The organism is Streptomyces sp. NPDC027189 (assembly GCF_055566975.1).
The window spans coordinates 218,668-235,784 of sequence record NZ_JBVHRI010000003.1 but is presented as its reverse complement, the minus strand read 5'-3'; the positions used below and the strand labels follow the sequence as shown (position 1 = coordinate 235,784).

Here is a 17,117-nt window from a genome sequence, read left to right as displayed (position 1 = left end):
CCCGCTACAGGTCGCCGAGCTCGGAGGCGTACGGCGGTTCGGCTCCCGCGCGTGAGCAGGTGATCGCCGCCGCGCGGGCCGCGAAGCGCAGCAGCTGGGTCCAGCCGTCGGCGCCGAGGGCTGCCATCGCGGCTGGTGACAGTGCGTCCCGCGCGGCCAGGCCGTGCAGCAGCGCCGCGTTCACCGTGTCGCCGGCGCCTATGGTGTCCACGACGTCGACCGGTTCGCCGGCTACGGAGTGGACCGACCCGTCGCGGGTGAACGCCGTCAGGCCGTCGCCGCCCTGGGTGATCACCACGGCCGCGGGGCCGGACGCCAGCCACTCGCGTGGGGTGCCCCCGAGCCACAGGGCGTCCTCCTCCGAGAGCTTGAGGAGCGAGACCGATGGGAGCCAACTCTTGAAGCGGGCCCGGTAGGCGTCCGCGTCGGGGATCAGCCCGGCCCGGATGTTCGGGTCGAGCGCGGTGAACACGCCGCGCGCGGCAGCGGTCCGCATCAACTCCTCGTACGCGCTCGCGCCCGGCTCCAGGACGAGTGAGCAGGTGCCGAAGGACACCGCCCTTGTGGCGTCGGGGAGCTGGTCCGGTGCCGAGAAGAGACGGTCCGCCGTGCCCTCGACGTAGAAGGAGTACGCGGCCGAGCCGTCCGTGCCGATCGAGGCGACCGCGAGGGTCGTCGGCTCCGTTCCGCGCTGCACGGACGACACGTCGACGCCCGCCTCGCCGAGACCGCCGAGGAGTGCCTCGCCGAACGCGTCGTACGAGACCCGGGAGCAGAAGGCCGTGGGGGAGCCGAGGCGGCCGAGTGACACGGCCGTGTTGTAGGGGCCGCCGCCCAGGCGCGGCAGCAGGCCCACGAGGGCGCCCGCGCCCTGCGGTACCAGATCGATCAGGGCCTCACCGGCGACGACGATCACGACTCGGGTCCTTTCCTGTGGCTCTCGGGGCTTTCGGGGCTCTTGGAGCTCTCGGGACAGCCGCACGAGGTGCGGTGGACGAAAGCGGAGGGCAGTCGGACGGTACGGCCCGGACGGCCGGGCGACGTGAGCCGCTCCAGGAGCAGTTGGACAGCCTGGGCCCCGATCTCCTTGCTGGGCTGCGAGATCGCGGTCAGCCGGGGTGTGAACAGGTCAGCCCAGGAGAAGTCGTCGAAGCAGCACAGCGCCAGGTCGTCCGGCACGGCCAGGTCCCGCTCGCGCACGGCCCGGAGCGCGCCGATGGTCATGGCGTTGTTGGCGGTGACGAGCGCGGTGGGCGGCGCCGCGAGGGACAGCAGGGCGTGGGTGGCCTCCTCGGCGGCCTCGGCCTGGGAGTTGCCGTGCGCCACGAGCCGCTCGTCGTACGGGAGTCCGGCGTGCGCGAGGCCGTGACGGTAGCCGGTGATCCGCTCCGTCGTGGTGCTGAGCCCGGGCAGGCCCGCGACCAGTCCGATGCGTTGATGGCCCAGTTCGGCGAGGTGGGTGACCAGCCTTGTCATGGGCTCGGCGTTCTCGGTGCAGACCTGGTCGAAGCGGAGGGTGCCCGCGGCGGGGGAGTCCACGAGTCGGTCCAGGAACACGGTGGGCACGTCGTGCTGCCCTAGGTAGCCGAGGAGCTCGGCCGGAGCCGCGGAAGGCGCGATGATCATGCCGTCGACGCGTCGCTCGTGCAGCAGCTGGACGACCTTCCGCTCGTGCTGCGGATCGTCGTGCGGATCGGCGATCAGCAGGCTGTAACCGTTCTTCAGGGCGCCGGCCTCGACGCCCTGAAGGATCTCCGTGAAGTACGGGTTGCTGATCGCCGACACCGCGAGCCCGATGGACCGCGTGCGTGCGGTGACCAGTGAACGGGCCAGGGTGTTGGGCGTGTATCCGAGCTCGTCGATGGCGTCGAGGACGGCCTGGCGCGTCTGGGGCAGCACCGGGCGCGTGTCGTTGAGCACGTGCGAGACGGTCGCGGTGGACACGCCTGCCCGCTGGGCCACGTCGACCATTGTTGCCATGGCGCTGCCTCCCCTTGGACCCGGTTGTTAGCAGGGAAACGTATCCCATCCGGCGGCAGACGTAAACGCTTACGTCAACGTTTGCGTAAGCGTTTACGCACGCGCTTGCGCAAGCGATTGCGCATGCGTTTGCGTAAGCGATTGCGTGCGCATCGTGGGGTCGACTCCCCCGCCACGAGCGGAATGAGTCATGCCGGTATCGTCGGTGTGCACCGCCCCCTACCCGTGTCGGTGTCCACCGCCCCGACCAGTGGAGATGCCATGCCCGGCCGTCCGTCAGCGAGCCGCCGTACCGTCCTGCGGGGAGCGGCGCTCACCCCGGTCGCCGGGCTCGCCCTCACCGCGTGCTCCGGCGGCGGTGACGGCGGCGGGGCACCCGCGACGCCGACCGCGCCGGTCGAGCTGGGTGCGGAGAGCGAGATCGCCAAGGGCGGTGCCAAGCTGTATCGGGATCGGAATGTCGTGGTCAGCCGCGCCGAGAACGGCGAGCTCAAGGCGTTCAGCTCGATCTGCACGCACGCAGGGTGTGCCATCAACAAGCTTCAGGGCACGACGCTCATCTGCCCCTGCCACGGCAGTGAGTTCGACGCCGCGACGGGCAAGGTGCTGCAGGCGCCGGCCACCGTGCCGCTGCACCAGCTGTCCGTGGAGACGAAGGACGGGAAGATCGTCGCGGGCCCGGGCGCCTGAAGAGGCCCGCGCGACACCGGCCCGGGAGCGGTCACTCCCAGTCCCACCCGATCCCCAGGATCCCCGACCGCACGCGCGGCTCGACCAGATGCACCGAGCCGTGGTGACCGCTCAGCGTGAGTTCCTGGCGGCCGCTGCGCGGAGCCGCCGCCGAGTGCTGGGTGAACCGGTGGCAGCGCACGGGCAGCGCCTCCTCGGCGAACCGCACTTGGAGGGCGTACTGCCCGCCCGCGAAGCTGAAGCCGCGCACGTACTCGCTGGACGCACCGGCTGTACCGTCGTCGAAGCCGTAGCGGAACAGGAACGTATCGCCGGCGCGCAGGCGTGTGTCGAAGAGCAGCTCGGCCACGAGCACCCCGGTGTCGTGGTGCCAGCGCACCCGCCCCGTACGGCAGTTCTCCAGGGCGCGTACTGCCATCCGCTCCGGAGCGCATCCCGGGTCTCCGTGGTGGATGGCCACATAGCGGTCCACGCCGTCCCTGTGGGCGCGCACTATGTGGTGCGACTCGCGGCCCAGCAGCTCGCGGTGCGCGCCGATCCGTACGAGTTCGTGGTGGCCGAGGGTGTGCAGCCCGCCGTCGAGGGGTGACTCCAACTCGGCCAGGAGCCGCTCCAGGACGCCGGAGGCCTCCACGAGAGAGCGGTACGACCGACCCGCGGGGCGTTCCGGACCGGAGTGCTCGTCCGCCTTGGCGAGCAGCCGGATCAGTGACTCGTCGGGGAGCTGGAGGATCTCCTCCAGGGCGCGGACGGCCCGTAGCGACTCGGGGCGCTGCGGGCGGCGGGCGCCCTGCTGCCAGTAGCTCAGGCTCGTCACACCGACCTTGACCCCGTGCCGCGACAGATGGTGCTGCACGCGCTGCAGCGGCAGTCCACGGGCGGCGATCGCGGCGCGCAGCGCGACATGGAAGGGGCCGCCCCGCAGAGCCGTCTCCAGCTCCGCCGTGGCGACGTCCGCGTGCTGTGTGCCGTGCCGCATGCAGGGGGCCTTTCTGTGAATGTTCACTACGGCTGGTCAGGCCGTTCGTGCGGGTCGTCGGGGCCGCCGGGTCGGCGCGCGCGGTCCGTTCACACGCGTCTGCCGCCGTTCACGCCCCGAGTTCCCCCGCATTGAAGCGTGTTGACCAAGCCCCGACAACACCTGATGCTCAACATGCTTCACCGCAGCGTCCGGGCGCGCTCCTCCACTCCTCGAACCCCACTCTCACCCTGAGCGCCTCCCGCCTCCCGCCTCCCGCACCCTGTGCCGACGCCGACGCCGACGCCGACGCCGACGCCGACGCCGACGCCGACGCCGACGCCTCCGCGGAGCCGGGTGGAGTCGTCCCCCGGCCCCGCCCGGCCGTCGCAGTGGTGACTAGGGCCCCAGCAACTCCCGTATCGCCCGCGCCGAAAGCGCCGACTTGTGGAGAAAGCCGCGGGCCGAACTCGCCGCGACGAGTTCTTGGAAGTCCTCCAGGGAGTGCGTCGAGATGAGGATCACGGCGGGCACGCTTCCCGCGAGCCGTCCCGCCACCTCGAAGCCGTTCTCGCCGTCGAGGTCGATATCGACCAAGGCGACGTCCGGGGCCAGTTCAACGGCCCGCGCAAAGGCCTCCGCGCCCGTCGTGGCAACACCGACGACCTGTACCCCACCACGCTCAAGCAGGGTGCGCGCGGCCTCCAGGAACCGGGCGCTGTCGTCGACGAGGAGACAGCGCATGGACATGCGGACAGCTTCCCAACAGGTTGACCTTCGCGCCTTCCGGCTAGCCGGAAAGTGCTGAAGTCCTTTGCCAGAAAGGAAGGTTCGCGTTCACGGAGAGCAGCGGCGTGTCACGGGCGGTAGCATGTCGATGCCCTGGAGTGGCCGTGTCCCGTCGGTTGGATGGGGGTACACGATGACGTTGCTCCGAAGGAATCCGATACCAGGCGGGGCGTTCTTGGCAAAAGAGCGCCCGTACCCGGATCTGGTCGAACCCGCGGCCGCCGACGGCGACCTGGCCGACTTCGACGGCCCGAACCGCAATTACTCCGTTCCGGGCCAGGAAAGGAACACGTACGGCTTCGCGCCCGCGGCGGTCCGGGCGCTCACCACCGTGCAGAGGTGGGCCAAGGAGGGGCTGATCGACCCGGACCAGGACGACAGGGCCCGCACGAAGGGCCGCAGTCCCAACTCCTGGGTGGCGCACTGGATGTACCCCGACCGCACCGAGGCGTGCCCGGGCGATGTGAAGATCGTCCCGCTGCCCGACTTCGGCAAGGGCACGGTCACCGACAAGGATCTGGCCGACCACCAGGGTTGCCCGGCGGGCGGGCCATGAGGCCCGGCGGCCGGCGCCCGGCGCGCACCACCGGGGTCCGTCCGCCGCTGCTCGCGCGGCTGCGGGTGGGCACCAAACTCATGCTGCTCGCCCTGCTGCCGGTCGCCGGTCTGCTCGCCTTCACGGTCTTCTCGGCCGTGGCCCAATGGCACGAGACGCGCACCCTGCAGAACTTCAGGGCCTCCACCAAGGTGTCCTTCGCGACGGCCGGGCTCTACGAGGCCGTCGCCCGTGAGCGCCTCACGGAGGTGGTCGCCGAGGCGGCCCCGGACCCGACGGCCACGGCGGCCGAGCGGGACGTGGCCAGGGGCGCCACCAACCGCGCCCTGATTGCCGCCGAGAGCGCCGCGTCCCGGCACCGGGGCCGGGACGACGTCCTCGGCTCCCTGCGCGATCAGCTCCATGCGGTCCGACGGGAGTCGGCCGGCGGCGCGCTCACCGCGGCGGGGATCGAGCAGGGCTACGCGACCGTCGAGACGTATCTGCTCGACACCGTCCGCCGCCTCGACTCCAGCCGCCCCACACGGGCCTCGGGCCGCTCCGGTGATGCCTATCTGGCGATCCTGGGCGCCATCGAGGCCGCCGAGCGCGAACGCGTCGAGCTCGCCGTCCTGCGCGCGGCACCGCGCCGGGACGGCCGAGGTGCCCCCGCCAACCGCTGGCCCGCCCAGGAGACCGTCCAGCTCGACACCTTCCGCCAGACCGCCTCCGGGCCGCTGCGCGCCCAGCTTGCCCGGGCACTGCTGCAGCCCGCGGGGCGCACCGTGCGCGCGGCCCGCGAAGCCCTGGCAGCCGAAGGAGCGACGCCGAAACTCCCCTCCCTGGACCGTTGGCTCATGGCCTCCACCGACCGGCTCGCCGCTCTGCGCGGCATCGCGCACGAGACGGCCCGCGAACTCGCGGCCGACGCCGACCACGGCCTGAAGAGTGCCCGGGGCCGGGGTGAGCGCGAACTCGCCCTCTCCGCAGGAGTGCTTCTCGCCGTCACCGTCCTCGCCCTGACGCTGCGCCGCTCGATCACGCGCCCGCTTACCGAGGTGTCCCAGGGCGCCAAGGCCCTCGCCTCCGGCCACCTCTCGTACGACGTCCAATACAGGGGGCGCGACGAGCTCGGCGTCGTCGCCGACACCTTCCGCGAACTCCATGTCACCAGCGAGCGGCTCGCCGCCGAGATCCGCACCATGAACGCGGCGATCGACGACAACCGGCTGGGCCACCGTGCGGACGCCGCCGGGTTCGAAGGGACCTGGGCGCAACTGCTGGGCGGCATGAACGACGCCATGGAGTCCTTCGCCGCCGCGCACGGCAGGCGCCGCGAGGCCGAGCGGGAACTGGCGAGCATCTTCAACCTCTCCCTCGACCTGCTGTGCATCTGCGGGACCGACGGCTACCTCAAGCGCGTGAACCCCGCCTTCGAGCGAACCCTGGGGTACCCCGCCGAAGTGCTCCTCGCCAAGCCCTGGCTGGAGTTCGTCCACCCGGAGGATCGGGCACGCACGCGTGCCGTCTTCAACCGCCTGGCCGACGGCGTCGAGCTCGGCGAGTTCGAGAACCGCTGCCTGCGTGAGGACGGTACCGAGCGCTGGCTGCAGTGGAGCGCCCGCCCGGTGACCGGAGAAGGCCTCGTCCACGCCGCCGCGCGCGATGTCACCGAGAGCCGCCGCGCCGACCGCGAGCAGGCCGCGCTGCGCCGCGTCGCCACCCTCGTGGCGCGCGGTGAGCCGCCGCACGAGGTGTTCGCCGCGGTCGCTTGTGAGGTGGGGATGGTGCTGAGCACCGGGACCGCGGCCGTTCTGCGCTACGGGGCCGACGGTGCCGTCATGCTCCTCGGTTCGGCCCACGCGGCCGCGAGCGCGGCCGAGGAGGCGACGGCCGCCGCTGTGGCCGGGACCCGCCGGGTGACCCGCACGGGACGCTCGGTCGGAGCGCCGATCGTCGTCGACGACCGTCTGTGGGGTGTGGTCGTCGCGGCCCCGACGGGCCCGGAGCCGCTGCCCCCGGGCACCGAGTCCCGGCTCGCCGACTTCACCGAACTCGTCGCCACCGCCATCGCCAACGCCGACGGCCGGGCTCAGCTCACGGCTTCACGCGCGCGCGTGGTGGCCGCCTCGGACGCGTCGCGGCGCCGTATCGAGCGCGATCTGCACGACGGCGTCCAGCAGCGGCTGGTCTCGCTCCAGCTGGACCTGCGGATGGCCGAGTCCATGATGGACGATCAATCGGCAGAGTTCGCCGAGCAGTTGGCGCACATCGGCAAGGGCCTGGACGACGCCTTCGAGGACCTGTTGCAGGTGTCCCGCGGCATCCACCCGGCGATCCTTTCCCGGGGCGGCCTGGGCCCCGCCCTGCGCGCCCTGGCCCGCCGCTCCGCCGTACCCGTGGAACTGGATCTCCAGCTGCCCTCCGTGCGCCTTCCGGAACAGACCGAGGTCACCGCCTACTACGTGACCTCCGAATGCCTCACCAACGCCGCCAAGCACGCCCACGCCACGGTCGTACACGTCGAGGCGCGGACGTACGGCCACGTCCTGGAGGTGTCCATCGGCGACGACGGCACCGGGGGCGCCGACCCGGGCGGCGGCTCGGGTCTCGTCGGGCTCACCGACCGCGTCGAGGCGATCGGAGGCAGGCTCGCGATCCGCAGTCCGCCGGGGAGCGGGACCACCGTGACGATACGGCTGCCGCTGCGGGAACCGCCGACCAAGGAGTGACGGTCCGGGGCGTGCCGGGCGCCTGGGGACGGGACAGGTATCGGCGGGCACGGACCGACCGCCGTCGTGTCTCGATCCGTGTCCGCCGCGTCTCCCGCAGCCCTTCGACCGTCCGTCCGACCTGCCGCCCCTCGCCCGGGGCGGCCGGTCCCTTGCGTCCGCACTGGTTAGAGCATCGCGCCGGAAGGCCCCCGTGTCGTCACGGCCAGCCCCCAATTCGGCTTCCGGCTAGCCGTAACCCCGGGGGTCCGGCAGGCTGTTGGGGGCGCACCGGACGGGTCGGGCAAGGGGAGCCGGGACCATGGACGCATCGCAGCAGCCCGGGCGGGGACGGATCGTCCTCGCCGACGACGACGTCCTGCTCAGGGAGGGTCTGGCGAGCCTGTGCGAACGCATCGGCTACGAGGTGGCCGGGCAGGCCGGTGACGCCGCGCGGCTCCTGGAGCTCGTCGCCGACGAGCGCCCCGATCTGGCGGTCATCGACATAAGAATGCCGCCGACCCACTCGACCGAGGGCCTCAAGGCGGCCCGCACGATCCGCGAGCACCACCCCGCCACCGGCATCCTGGTCCTGTCGGCCTACGTGGAGGTCGAGGACGCCCTGGAACTGCTCGCCGGTGGCCGCAAGGTCGGATACCTCCTCAAGAGCCGGATCACCGTCGTGGACGATTTCATCGAGACACTCGACCGGATCCGCAGGGGCGGCGCGGTCGTCGACCCCTCCCTGGTGCAGGAGCTGGTCTCCGCCCAGCGCCGCGACGATCCGCTGTCCTTCCTCAGCTCCCGCGAGCGCGAGGTCCTCGCCCTCATGGCCGAGGGCCGCTCCAACGCGGGCATCGGCCGCCGCCTGTGGGTCACCGAGGGCACCGTCGAGAAGCACGTCCGCAGCATCCTGGGAAAACTCCGCCTCCAGGAGGAGCCCGACGACCACCGCCGTGTCCTGGCGGTCCTGACCTTCCTGGAGTCGCGCTGAGGCAGGGCCCCGGGCCTTGTCCACAGGGTCGCCGCGCTGTCAGCCCTCGCCAGTAGGGTGTGTGACATGGCCGACCCCTCCAGCTACCGCCCCAAGCCGGGACAGATCCCGGACTCTCCCGGGGTGTACAAATTCCGCGACGAGCACCGCCGGGTGATCTACGTCGGAAAGGCGAAGAGCCTGCGCCAGCGCCTGGCGAGCTACTTCCAGGACCTGGCGAACCTGCACCCCCGCACCCGCACCATGGTCACGACGGCCGCGTCGGTGGAGTGGACGGTCGTGTCCACGGAGGTCGAGGCGCTTCAGCTGGAGTACTCCTGGATCAAGGAGTTCGACCCCCGGTTCAACGTCAAGTACCGCGACGACAAGAGCTATCCGTACCTCGCGGTGACGATGAACGAGGAGTTCCCGCGCGTCCAGGTGATGCGCGGCCAGAAGCGCAAGGGCGTGCGCTACTTCGGTCCGTACGGGCACGCGTGGGCGATCCGCGACACCGTGGACCTGCTGCTGCGCGTCTTCCCGGTCCGCACCTGCTCCGCCGGCGTCTTCAAGAACGCGGCCCGCACCGGCCGCCCCTGCCTGCTCGGCTACATCGGCAAGTGCTCCGCACCCTGCGTCGAGCGCGTGTCCGCCGAGGAACACCGTGACCTGGCCGAGGAGTTCTGCGACTTCATGGCCGGGCGTACGGGGACGTACATCCGCCGACTCGAAAAGCAGATGACGGACGCGGCCGAGGAGATGGAGTACGAGCGGGCGGCCCGCCTGCGCGACGACATCGAGGCCCTGAAGAAGGCCATGGAGAAGAGCGCGGTCGTGCTCGCCGACGCGACCGACGCCGACCTGATCGCCGTCGCCGAGGACGAGCTGGAAGCGGCCGTGCAGATCTTCCACGTACGCGGCGGTCGCGTGCGCGGCCAGCGCGGCTGGGTCACGGACAAGGTGGAGGCCGTCACCACCGGTGACCTCGTCGAGCACGCGCTCCAGCAGCTCTACGGGGAGGAGACGGGCGACTCCGTCCCCAAGGAAGTGCTCGTCCCGGCGCTGCCCGACCCGCTGGAGCCCGTCCAGGAGTGGCTCACCGAGCGCCGCGGGTCGAACGTGTCGCTGCGCATCCCGCAGCGAGGCGACAAGAAGGCCCTCATGGAGACCGTGCAGCGCAACGCTCTCCAGTCACTCGCGCTGCACAAGACCAAGCGTGCCTCCGACCTGACCACCCGCTCGCGCGCCCTGGAGGAGATCGCCGGGGCACTCGACCTGGACAGCGCACCGCTGCGGATCGAGTGCTACGACATCTCGCACCTCCAGGGCGACGACGTCGTGGCGTCGATGGTCGTCTTCGAGGACGGGCTCCAGCGCAAGAACGAGTACCGGCGATTCCAGATCAAGGGCTTCGAGGGCCAGGACGACGTCCGCTCCATGCATGAGGTGATCACCCGCCGCTTCAGGCGCTACCTCGCCGAGAAGGAGAGGACGGGGGAGTGGGCCGACGGCGAGAGCGGGCTCACCGAGGAGGACGGCCGCCCAAAGCGCTTCGCCTACCCCCCGCAGCTCGTCGTGGTCGACGGCGGCCAGCCGCAGGTCGCGGCAGCCAAGAAGGCCCTCGACGAGCTCGGCATCGACGACATCGCCGTATGCGGCCTCGCCAAGCGCCTGGAGGAGGTGTGGCTGCCGGACGAGGACGACCCGGTGGTCCTGCCGCGCACCAGCGAGGGCCTGTATCTGCTTCAGCGGGTCCGTGACGAGGCCCACCGCTTCGCGATCACCTACCAGCGCACCAAGCGGGCCAAGCGCTTCAGGGCGAGCCCGCTGGACGATGTGCCGGGCCTGGGCGAGACGCGCAAGCAGGCGCTGATCAAGCACTTCGGCTCGGTGAAAAAGCTGCGATCCGCGACAATCGACCAGATCTGTGAGGTTCCCGGCATAGGCCGCAAGACGGCCGAGACGATCGCCGTGGCCCTCGCCCAGGCGGCCCCGGCCGCACCCGCCGTGAACACGGCGACTGGAGAGATCATGGGAGATGAGGAAGACAGGGAGCCCGAAACGACGGCGGGCTCCTCAGAGGAGCCCGTGACCGCGGGCGCCTCGGACGAGCGACGGGGGCAGGAGAGATGACCGAGAACGACGCGCGCGAAGAGGAACGTCCGGCGCTGGGCGAGGAAGTGCACGACGCACACGAAGCACACGAAGCACACGAAGCACACAAGGAAACAGGCGAAGATCACCTGGAGCACGAAGCGCCCCAGGAAGACGGAGCACAGGTGGGTACGGGTATCGAATCGGCCGCGGTCCCCGAGGCGGCCATCCCCGAGCTGGTGATCATCTCCGGTATGTCCGGAGCGGGTCGGTCGACGGCCGCCAAGTGTCTGGAGGACCTCGGCTGGTTCGTCGTCGACAACCTGCCGCCCGCGCTGATCCCCACCATGGTGGAGCTCGGCGCCCGCTCCCAGGGCAACGTGGCCAGGATCGCGGTCGTCGTCGACGTACGCGGCCGCCGTTTCTTCGACAACCTCCGCGAGTCCCTCGCCGACCTGGAGTCGAAGCACGTCACCCGGCGGATCGTCTTCCTGGAGTCCTCCGACGAGGCCCTGGTGCGCCGCTTCGAGTCCGTACGCCGCCCGCACCCCCTCCAGGGAGACGGCCGCATCGTGGACGGCATCGACGCCGAGCGTGAGCTGCTGCGCGAGCTGCGCGGCGACGCCGACCTGGTGATCGACACCTCCAGCCTGAACGTGCACGAGCTGCGCGCCAAGATGGACGCCCAGTTCGCCGGTGAGGAGGAGCCCGAGCTGCGGGCCACCGTCATGTCCTTCGGCTTCAAGTACGGCCTGCCGGTCGACGCCGACCTGGTCGTGGACATGCGCTTCCTGCCCAACCCGCACTGGGTCCCCGAGCTGCGCCCCTTCACCGGCCTGAACGAGGAGGTCGCGGCATACGTCTTCAACCAGCCCGGCGCCAAGGAGTTCCTCGACCGCTACGCCGAGCTGCTCCAGCTCATCGCGGCGGGGTACCGGCGTGAGGGCAAGCGCTATGTGACCATCGCGGTCGGCTGCACCGGCGGCAAGCACCGATCGGTCGCCACCTCCGAGAAGCTCGCCGCCCGTCTCGTCTCCCAGGGCGTGGAGACCGTGGTCGTGCACCGGGACATGGGGCGCGAGTGACCGGACGTGCTGCTCTGCGGCTGAGCAGGCTGCGCCGCGTCACCCCCGAGGGACGCGGTGGCAAGCCCGCCGCGGCGCGCGGCGCGAAGCCGCGCCGCCGGGGCACCCAGCCCAAGGTCGTCGCCCTCGGCGGCGGCATGGGCCTGTCCGCCTCGCTCGCCGCGCTGCGCCGGATCACCGGCGACCTCACCGCCGTCGTCACCGTGGCCGACGACGGCGGCTCCAGCGGGCGCCTGCGCGACGAGCTGGGCGTGCTCCCGCCCGGCGACCTGCGCAAGGCCCTGGCCGCGCTGTGCGGCGACGACGACTGGGGCCAGACCTGGGCCCGTGTCATCCAGCACCGCTTCCAGTCCCAGGGCGACCTGCACGAGCACGCGGTCGGCAATCTGCTGATCGTCGCCCTGTGGGAGCAGCTCGGCGACCACGTCCAGGCCCTGGACCTGGTCGGCAAGCTCCTGGGCGCGCACGGCCGCGTGCTGCCCATGTCGGCCGTACCTCTCGAGCTCCAGGCCCTGGTCAAGGGACACGACCCGAAGCGGCCGAATGACGTCGAGACGGTACGAGGCCAGGCGACGGTGGCGCTCACGCCCGGTGAGGTGCAGTCCGTGCACGTCGTGCCGCACGACCCGCCGGCCGTCCCCGAGGCCGTGGCGGCCGTCCTCGACGCGGACTGGGTGGTCCTCGGCCCCGGCTCCTGGTTCTCCTCGGTGATCCCGCACCTGCTCGTGCCCGAGTTGCTCGACGCCCTCATCCAGACGAAGGCGCGCCGGGTACTCTCGCTGAACCTCGCCCCGCAGCCCGGAGAAACCGAAGGCTTCTCCCCGCAGCGTCATTTGGAGGTTTTGGGACGACACGCCCCTAAACTCGCCCTGGACGTGGTGCTGGCCGACGTGGCCGCTGTGCCCGACCGCGACTCACTCACCGACGCCGCCAAGCGGTTCGGCGCCGCGGTCGAGCTGGCGCCGGTGGCCCGGACCGATGGATCTCCGCGGCACGACCCGGAGCTGTTGGCCGCCGCGTACGACCGTATTTTTCGGATGCATGGAAGGATCGGCCCATGGCGATGACGGCAGCGGTGAAGGACGAGATCTCCCGGCTCCCCGTCACCCGGACCTGCTGCAGAAAGGCGGAGGTCTCCGCCATTCTGCGGTTCGCGGGCGGCCTTCACCTGGTGAGCGGCAGGATCGTGATCGAGGCGGAGCTGGACACCGCGATGGCGGCCCGCCGCCTGAAGCGGGACATCCTGGAGATCTTCGGCCACAGTTCCGAGCTGATCGTGATGGCGCCCGGCGGTCTGCGCCGCGGCTCCCGCTACGTCGTACGCGTCGTCGCGGGCGGCGACCAGCTGGCCCGCCAGACCGGGCTCGTCGACGGTCGGGGCCGTCCGATCCGCGGGCTGCCTCCGCAGGTGGTCTCGGGGGCCACCTGCGACGCCGAGGCGGCCTGGCGCGGGGCGTTCCTGGCGCATGGCTCGCTGACCGAGCCCGGCCGTTCCTCCTCGCTCGAGGTGACCTGCCCGGGCCCTGAGGCCGCGCTCGCGCTGGTCGGCGCCGCCCGTCGCCTGTCGATCGCGGCGAAGGCCCGCGAGGTGCGCGGCGTGGACCGTGTCGTCGTACGCGATGGAGACGCGATCGGGGCTCTGCTCACCCGTCTCGGCGCGCACGAGTCCGTGCTGGCGTGGGAGGAGCGGCGGATGCGCCGCGAGGTCCGCGCCACGGCGAACCGGCTGGCCAACTTCGACGACGCCAACCTGCGCCGCTCGGCCCGTGCCGCCGTCGCCGCCGGGGCCCGGGTGCAGCGCGCCCTGGAGATCCTCGCCGACGAGGTGCCGGAGCACCTCGCGGCCGCCGGACGGCTGCGCATGGAGCACAAGCAGGCCTCCCTGGAGGAGCTGGGCGCGCTCGCCGACCCGCCGCTGACCAAGGACGCCGTAGCCGGCCGTATCCGTCGACTGCTCGCCATGGCCGACAAGCGGGCGCAGGACCTCGGCATCCCCGGGACCGAGTCGAACCTCACCGAGGAGATGGCGGACAACCTGGCGGGCTGATCCCCCGATCGATCCCCAGAAGCTCAACACGCCGGTGCCGACCCCCACTTGGGAAGTCGGCACCGGCGTTTGTGCGTCCTTGAGGCGCCCTTGACTTGACCATGAAGTGTCATGAGCCTGGCATCTGTTCGCTGCTGTGGCGGACCAGTGCAAGGGGGGCTCATGAGACGAAGAGCGAGAGCGATCCTCGCTACGGGCGCGCTCCTGCTGGGCGGTGCGGGCATGGCGCCCATCGCCCAGGCGCAGAGCGGCAGTTCACCCGAGCCCGACGCGAACGCCGTGAAGGTGTTCCGCGCCGAGGTCACGAAGCAGCAGATACCCCTGCTGCTCGCGGCCGGACAGGACGGCCACGAACTCGGCGACACGACCTGGAAGAACGGCAAGAGCGCCGTCGAGGTCTACGTCACCGACCAGCAGGCCAAGAAGCTGGAGAAGCAGGGCGTCGAGCTCACCGAGCACACGCTCTCCGCCAAGGCCGAGGACCGCGTCGAGGACGCGGCCCAGGGCGTCTTCCGCCCGTACAGCGGAAAGGGCAATCTGCAGGAGGAGATCGTCAGGACCGGTCAGGAGCACCCCGACCTCACCAAGGTCGTCTCCATCGGCAAGACGGTCAACGGTCAGGACATCCTGGCGCTCAAGCTGACCAAGGGCGCCAAGAAGACCAAGGACGGCGCCAAGCCGTCGGTGCTGTACATGTCCAACCAGCACGCGCGCGAGTGGATCACGCCCGAGATGACGCGGCGTCTGATGCACTACTACGTGGACAACTATGCGACGAACAAGCGCATCAAGAAGATCGTCGACTCCACCGAGCTGTGGTTCGTCCTGTCGGCCAATCCGGACGGCTACGACTACACGTTCAAGGGCACGGACGAGCGCCAGTGGCGCAAGAACCTGCGGGACGTGAACGGCGACGGCGCCATCTCCACCGGCGACGGCGTCGACCTCAACCGCAACTTCGCCTACAAGTGGGGCTACGACGACGAGGGTTCGTCCCCCAACCCCACCAGCGAGACCTACCGCGGCACGAGCCCCGGCTCCGAGCCCGAGACCAAGGCCCTCGACGCCTTCGAGAAGCGCATCGGCTTCACCTACGGCATCAACTACCACTCCGCCGCCGAACTGCTCCTCTACGGAGTGGGCTGGCAGGTGGCGACGCCGACCCCGGACGACGTGCTCTACAAGGCGCTCGCCGGAACCCCCGAGAACTCGGCGATCCCGGGTTACCACCCGCAGGTCTCCTCCGAGCTCTACACCACCAACGGTGAGGCGGACGGCCACGCGGGCAACGTCAACGGCGTGGCGATGTTCACCCCCGAGATGTCGACCTGCCAGACGGCGTCGAACCTCGACCCCAACGACGCCTGGAACGCCGCCGACTGTGCCTCGGTCTTCACCTTCCCGGACGACGAGAAGCTGATTGAGCAGGAGTTCGAGAAGAACATCCCGTTCGCGCTCTCCGTCGCCGAGACCGCGGCCCACCCCGACCAGCCGTCCTCCTCGGTCGGCATCGACGCCCCCGACTTCACCCCGGCCGCCTTCTCCACGTCGTACTCCCGCGGCGCCGACCAGGAGGTCTCCGTCGTCGTACGCAAGTCCGTACGCGACAAGGAGCTCAAGTACCGCGTCAACGGCGGCCGTACGGAGGACATGGCGCTCAATGCCTGGGGGGGCGGCGAGACCTACGGCGGCAAGGACAACCTCTACTTCGACGAGTACCGCGCCACGGTCCAGGACGGCGACCCGGGCGACAAGGTCGAGGTCTGGTTCACGGGCGAGACGAGGAGGGGGAAGCCCACCTCCAGCACGCACTTCACGTACACCGTGGCCGAACGGCCGCGCGCCGACACGCTCGTGGTCGCCGAAGAGGGCGCGACCGCCGCGCAGGCACAGGCCTACGTCGACGCGCTGAAGGCCAACGGCAAGAAGCCCCTGGTCTGGGACGTCGCGACCCTGGGCGCACCGGACGCGCTCGGCGTGCTCGACCACTTCAAGACGGTCGTCCACTACACGGGCGCCGTACGGCCGGGCAACGCCACGCAGCTCCGGCTGCGCGCCTTCCTCAATGAGGGCGGCAAGCTGATCGAGGCGGGCGAGCTGGCCGGCGGCAGCGTCGACCTCGGCGGCACCTTGTCGAACGACTTCAGCCAGTACTACCTGGGCGCCTACTCCCGTACGTCGACTCCGGGGGCCACCGGCTACACCGGCTCCGGGAAGCTCGCCGGATTCACGGGGGCGCTCGGCGAAGCGCCCGGCAACCCGCTGAACGCGGCGGGCACCTACGGCGTCACCTCGGACTCGCTGCCCGCCGCGCAGTACCCGCAGTTCGGGTCGAGCGCGGGAGCGGGGCAGTTCGCCGGGACCGTCAACCCGTACGGACCCTACGCGGGCTCCTACATGGCGGCCGCGGTCCACACCGACGACGCCTACAAGCGCCTCACCCGCACCATCGACCTCACCGGTGTCGGCGCGGCCGACAAGCCGACGCTGCGCTCCCAGCTCCTGTGGGACACCGAGCCCGGTTACGACCACGCGGTGCTCGAGGTTCACACGACCGGGGCGGACGACTGGACGACGCTTCCCGAGGCGGGCGGCGCCACCAGCAACGCGGTCCCCGCGGAGTGCGAGGCCGGATTCCTGGTCAGGGCGCACCCGTCCCTCAAGCGGTACCTGACGGTGAGCTCCGCCGGCTGCGCCAACACCGGCACCAGCGGGTCCTGGAACAGTTTCACCGGCGCCTCCAACGGCTGGCAGCAGGTCAACTTCGACCTGAGCGCCTACGCCGGCAAGTCGATCGAGGTCTCGCTCAGCTACATCACCGACCCGAACACCGGCGGCCACGGTGTCCTCGCGGACAACGCCTCGCTCGTCGTCGGCGGCGCGGCCACCGAGACCGAGGGCTTCGAGACCTCTCTCGGTCCCTGGAGCGTCCCCGGACCGCCCGCGGGCAGCCCGGCCGTCCTCAAGGACTGGGCACGCTATGGAGAGCTCTTCAAGACGTACGGAGGCGTCACCACGGATGACACCGTGCTGCTGGGCTTCGGCCTTGAGCACGTCACCGCGGCGGCCGACCGCGCGGCCCTCGTCAAGAAGGCGCTCACGGCACTGAAGCGCTGACCCTGAGTGACGAGCACGTCAACACGGAGGTGTTCCGTACCCCTACTGGTGGGTACGGAACACCGTGCCGTGTATGGGGCATCTCGATGTCACCACGGGGGCCTCAGGGAGGTAGGGTCAGAGGCGGTCGGGGACATC

Annotated in this window: 13 protein-coding genes; 9 read left to right on the top strand and 4 right to left on the bottom strand. The window is 70.9% G+C overall.

From position 1 onward, the window contains the following. Positions 1-4 precede the first annotated feature (4 nt). Together ACZ4RZ_RS08905 and ACZ4RZ_RS08900 are read right to left on the bottom strand one after the other, a co-directional pair. Positions 5-916 (bottom strand): carbohydrate kinase family protein, encoded by a 912-nt coding sequence (locus ACZ4RZ_RS08905; protein ID WP_467743293.1) that lies wholly within the window; start codon positions 914-916, stop codon positions 5-7. Then, complete coding sequence (locus ACZ4RZ_RS08900) at positions 913-1,980, bottom strand: LacI family DNA-binding transcriptional regulator (RefSeq protein WP_467743292.1); 1,068 nt, start codon at positions 1,978-1,980, stop codon at positions 913-915. The genes ACZ4RZ_RS08905 and ACZ4RZ_RS08900 overlap by 4 nt, the downstream gene beginning before the upstream one ends. Positions 1,981-2,241: 261 nt before the next feature. Here ACZ4RZ_RS08900 and ACZ4RZ_RS08895 point away from each other — a divergent pair, with 261 nt between their 5' ends. Then, the gene (locus ACZ4RZ_RS08895; RefSeq protein WP_467743291.1) at positions 2,242-2,670 is read left to right on the top strand and encodes a Rieske (2Fe-2S) protein; all 429 of its coding nucleotides are present in this window, start codon (positions 2,242-2,244) and stop codon (positions 2,668-2,670) included. A gap of 31 nt (positions 2,671-2,701) precedes the next feature. On the opposite strand, the gene ACZ4RZ_RS08890 is transcribed toward ACZ4RZ_RS08895, so the two are convergent. Together ACZ4RZ_RS08890 and ACZ4RZ_RS08885 are read right to left on the bottom strand one after the other, a co-directional pair. Then, a complete protein-coding gene (locus ACZ4RZ_RS08890) occupies positions 2,702-3,649 on the bottom strand; it encodes a hypothetical protein (RefSeq protein ID WP_467743290.1) in 948 nt (315 codons plus the stop codon). A 378-nt stretch (positions 3,650-4,027) separates the two neighbouring features. Next, entirely contained in the window at positions 4,028-4,378 is a 351-nt protein-coding gene (locus ACZ4RZ_RS08885) for a response regulator (RefSeq protein ID WP_467743289.1), read from the bottom strand. Between the two features lie 214 nt (positions 4,379-4,592). Between ACZ4RZ_RS08885 and ACZ4RZ_RS08880 the strand changes: the two genes are divergently transcribed. The 8 genes from ACZ4RZ_RS08880 (at position 4,593) to ACZ4RZ_RS08845 (ending at position 16,979) form a co-directional block, all read left to right on the top strand. Continuing rightward, positions 4,593-4,973, top strand: a complete 381-nt coding sequence (locus ACZ4RZ_RS08880) for a hypothetical protein (RefSeq protein ID WP_467743288.1) — start codon at positions 4,593-4,595, stop codon at positions 4,971-4,973. After that, positions 4,970-7,684, top strand: coding sequence for a PAS domain S-box protein (locus ACZ4RZ_RS08875; RefSeq protein WP_467743287.1), 2,715 nt, complete (start codon positions 4,970-4,972; stop codon positions 7,682-7,684). The genes ACZ4RZ_RS08880 and ACZ4RZ_RS08875 overlap by 4 nt, the downstream gene beginning before the upstream one ends. Positions 7,685-7,985: 301 nt before the next feature. Then, positions 7,986-8,657, top strand: a complete 672-nt coding sequence (locus ACZ4RZ_RS08870; RefSeq protein ID WP_467743286.1) for a response regulator transcription factor — start codon at positions 7,986-7,988, stop codon at positions 8,655-8,657. A gap of 66 nt (positions 8,658-8,723) precedes the next feature. After that, positions 8,724-10,769, top strand: a complete 2,046-nt coding sequence (uvrC, locus tag ACZ4RZ_RS08865; protein ID WP_467743285.1) for an excinuclease ABC subunit UvrC — start codon at positions 8,724-8,726, stop codon at positions 10,767-10,769. Next, the gene (gene rapZ, locus ACZ4RZ_RS08860) at positions 10,766-11,815 is read left to right on the top strand and encodes an RNase adapter RapZ (RefSeq protein WP_467743284.1); all 1,050 of its coding nucleotides are present in this window, start codon (positions 10,766-10,768) and stop codon (positions 11,813-11,815) included. The genes uvrC and rapZ overlap by 4 nt, the downstream gene beginning before the upstream one ends. After that, positions 11,812-12,882: a gluconeogenesis factor YvcK family protein gene (locus tag ACZ4RZ_RS08855; RefSeq protein ID WP_467743283.1), complete on the top strand. Its 1,071-nt coding sequence runs from the start codon at positions 11,812-11,814 to the stop codon at positions 12,880-12,882. The genes rapZ and ACZ4RZ_RS08855 overlap by 4 nt, the downstream gene beginning before the upstream one ends. Then, entirely contained in the window at positions 12,873-13,862 is a 990-nt protein-coding gene (gene whiA, locus ACZ4RZ_RS08850) for a DNA-binding protein WhiA (RefSeq protein WP_010987695.1), read from the top strand. Before ACZ4RZ_RS08855 ends, whiA begins: the two co-directional genes overlap by 10 nt. A 162-nt stretch (positions 13,863-14,024) precedes the next feature. Then, positions 14,025-16,979 carry a M14 family metallopeptidase gene (locus tag ACZ4RZ_RS08845; protein WP_467743282.1) on the top strand — a complete coding sequence of 985 codons (2,955 nt, stop codon included), beginning with the start codon at positions 14,025-14,027 and terminating at the stop codon, positions 16,977-16,979. Positions 16,980-17,117 lie beyond the last annotated feature (138 nt).

Excerpts from the sequence above, each read along its gene's own strand:
- ACZ4RZ_RS08900 (WP_467743292.1), bottom strand. The coding sequence starts at position 1,980 with ATGGCAACAATGGTCGACGTGGCCCAGCGGGCAGGCGTGTCCACCGCG.
- ACZ4RZ_RS08895 (WP_467743291.1), top strand. The coding sequence starts at position 2,242 with ATGCCCGGCCGTCCGTCAGCGAGCCGCCGTACCGTCCTGCGGGGAGCG.
- ACZ4RZ_RS08890 (WP_467743290.1), bottom strand. The coding sequence starts at position 3,649 with ATGCGGCACGGCACACAGCACGCGGACGTCGCCACGGCGGAGCTGGAG.
- ACZ4RZ_RS08885 (WP_467743289.1), bottom strand. The coding sequence starts at position 4,378 with ATGTCCATGCGCTGTCTCCTCGTCGACGACAGCGCCCGGTTCCTGGAG.
- ACZ4RZ_RS08875 (WP_467743287.1), top strand. The coding sequence starts at position 4,970 with ATGAGGCCCGGCGGCCGGCGCCCGGCGCGCACCACCGGGGTCCGTCCG.
- ACZ4RZ_RS08870 (WP_467743286.1), top strand. The coding sequence starts at position 7,986 with ATGGACGCATCGCAGCAGCCCGGGCGGGGACGGATCGTCCTCGCCGAC.
- uvrC (WP_467743285.1), top strand. The coding sequence starts at position 8,724 with ATGGCCGACCCCTCCAGCTACCGCCCCAAGCCGGGACAGATCCCGGAC.
- rapZ (WP_467743284.1), top strand. The coding sequence starts at position 10,766 with ATGACCGAGAACGACGCGCGCGAAGAGGAACGTCCGGCGCTGGGCGAG.
- whiA (WP_010987695.1), top strand. The coding sequence starts at position 12,873 with ATGGCGATGACGGCAGCGGTGAAGGACGAGATCTCCCGGCTCCCCGTC.
- ACZ4RZ_RS08845 (WP_467743282.1), top strand. The coding sequence starts at position 14,025 with ATGAGACGAAGAGCGAGAGCGATCCTCGCTACGGGCGCGCTCCTGCTG.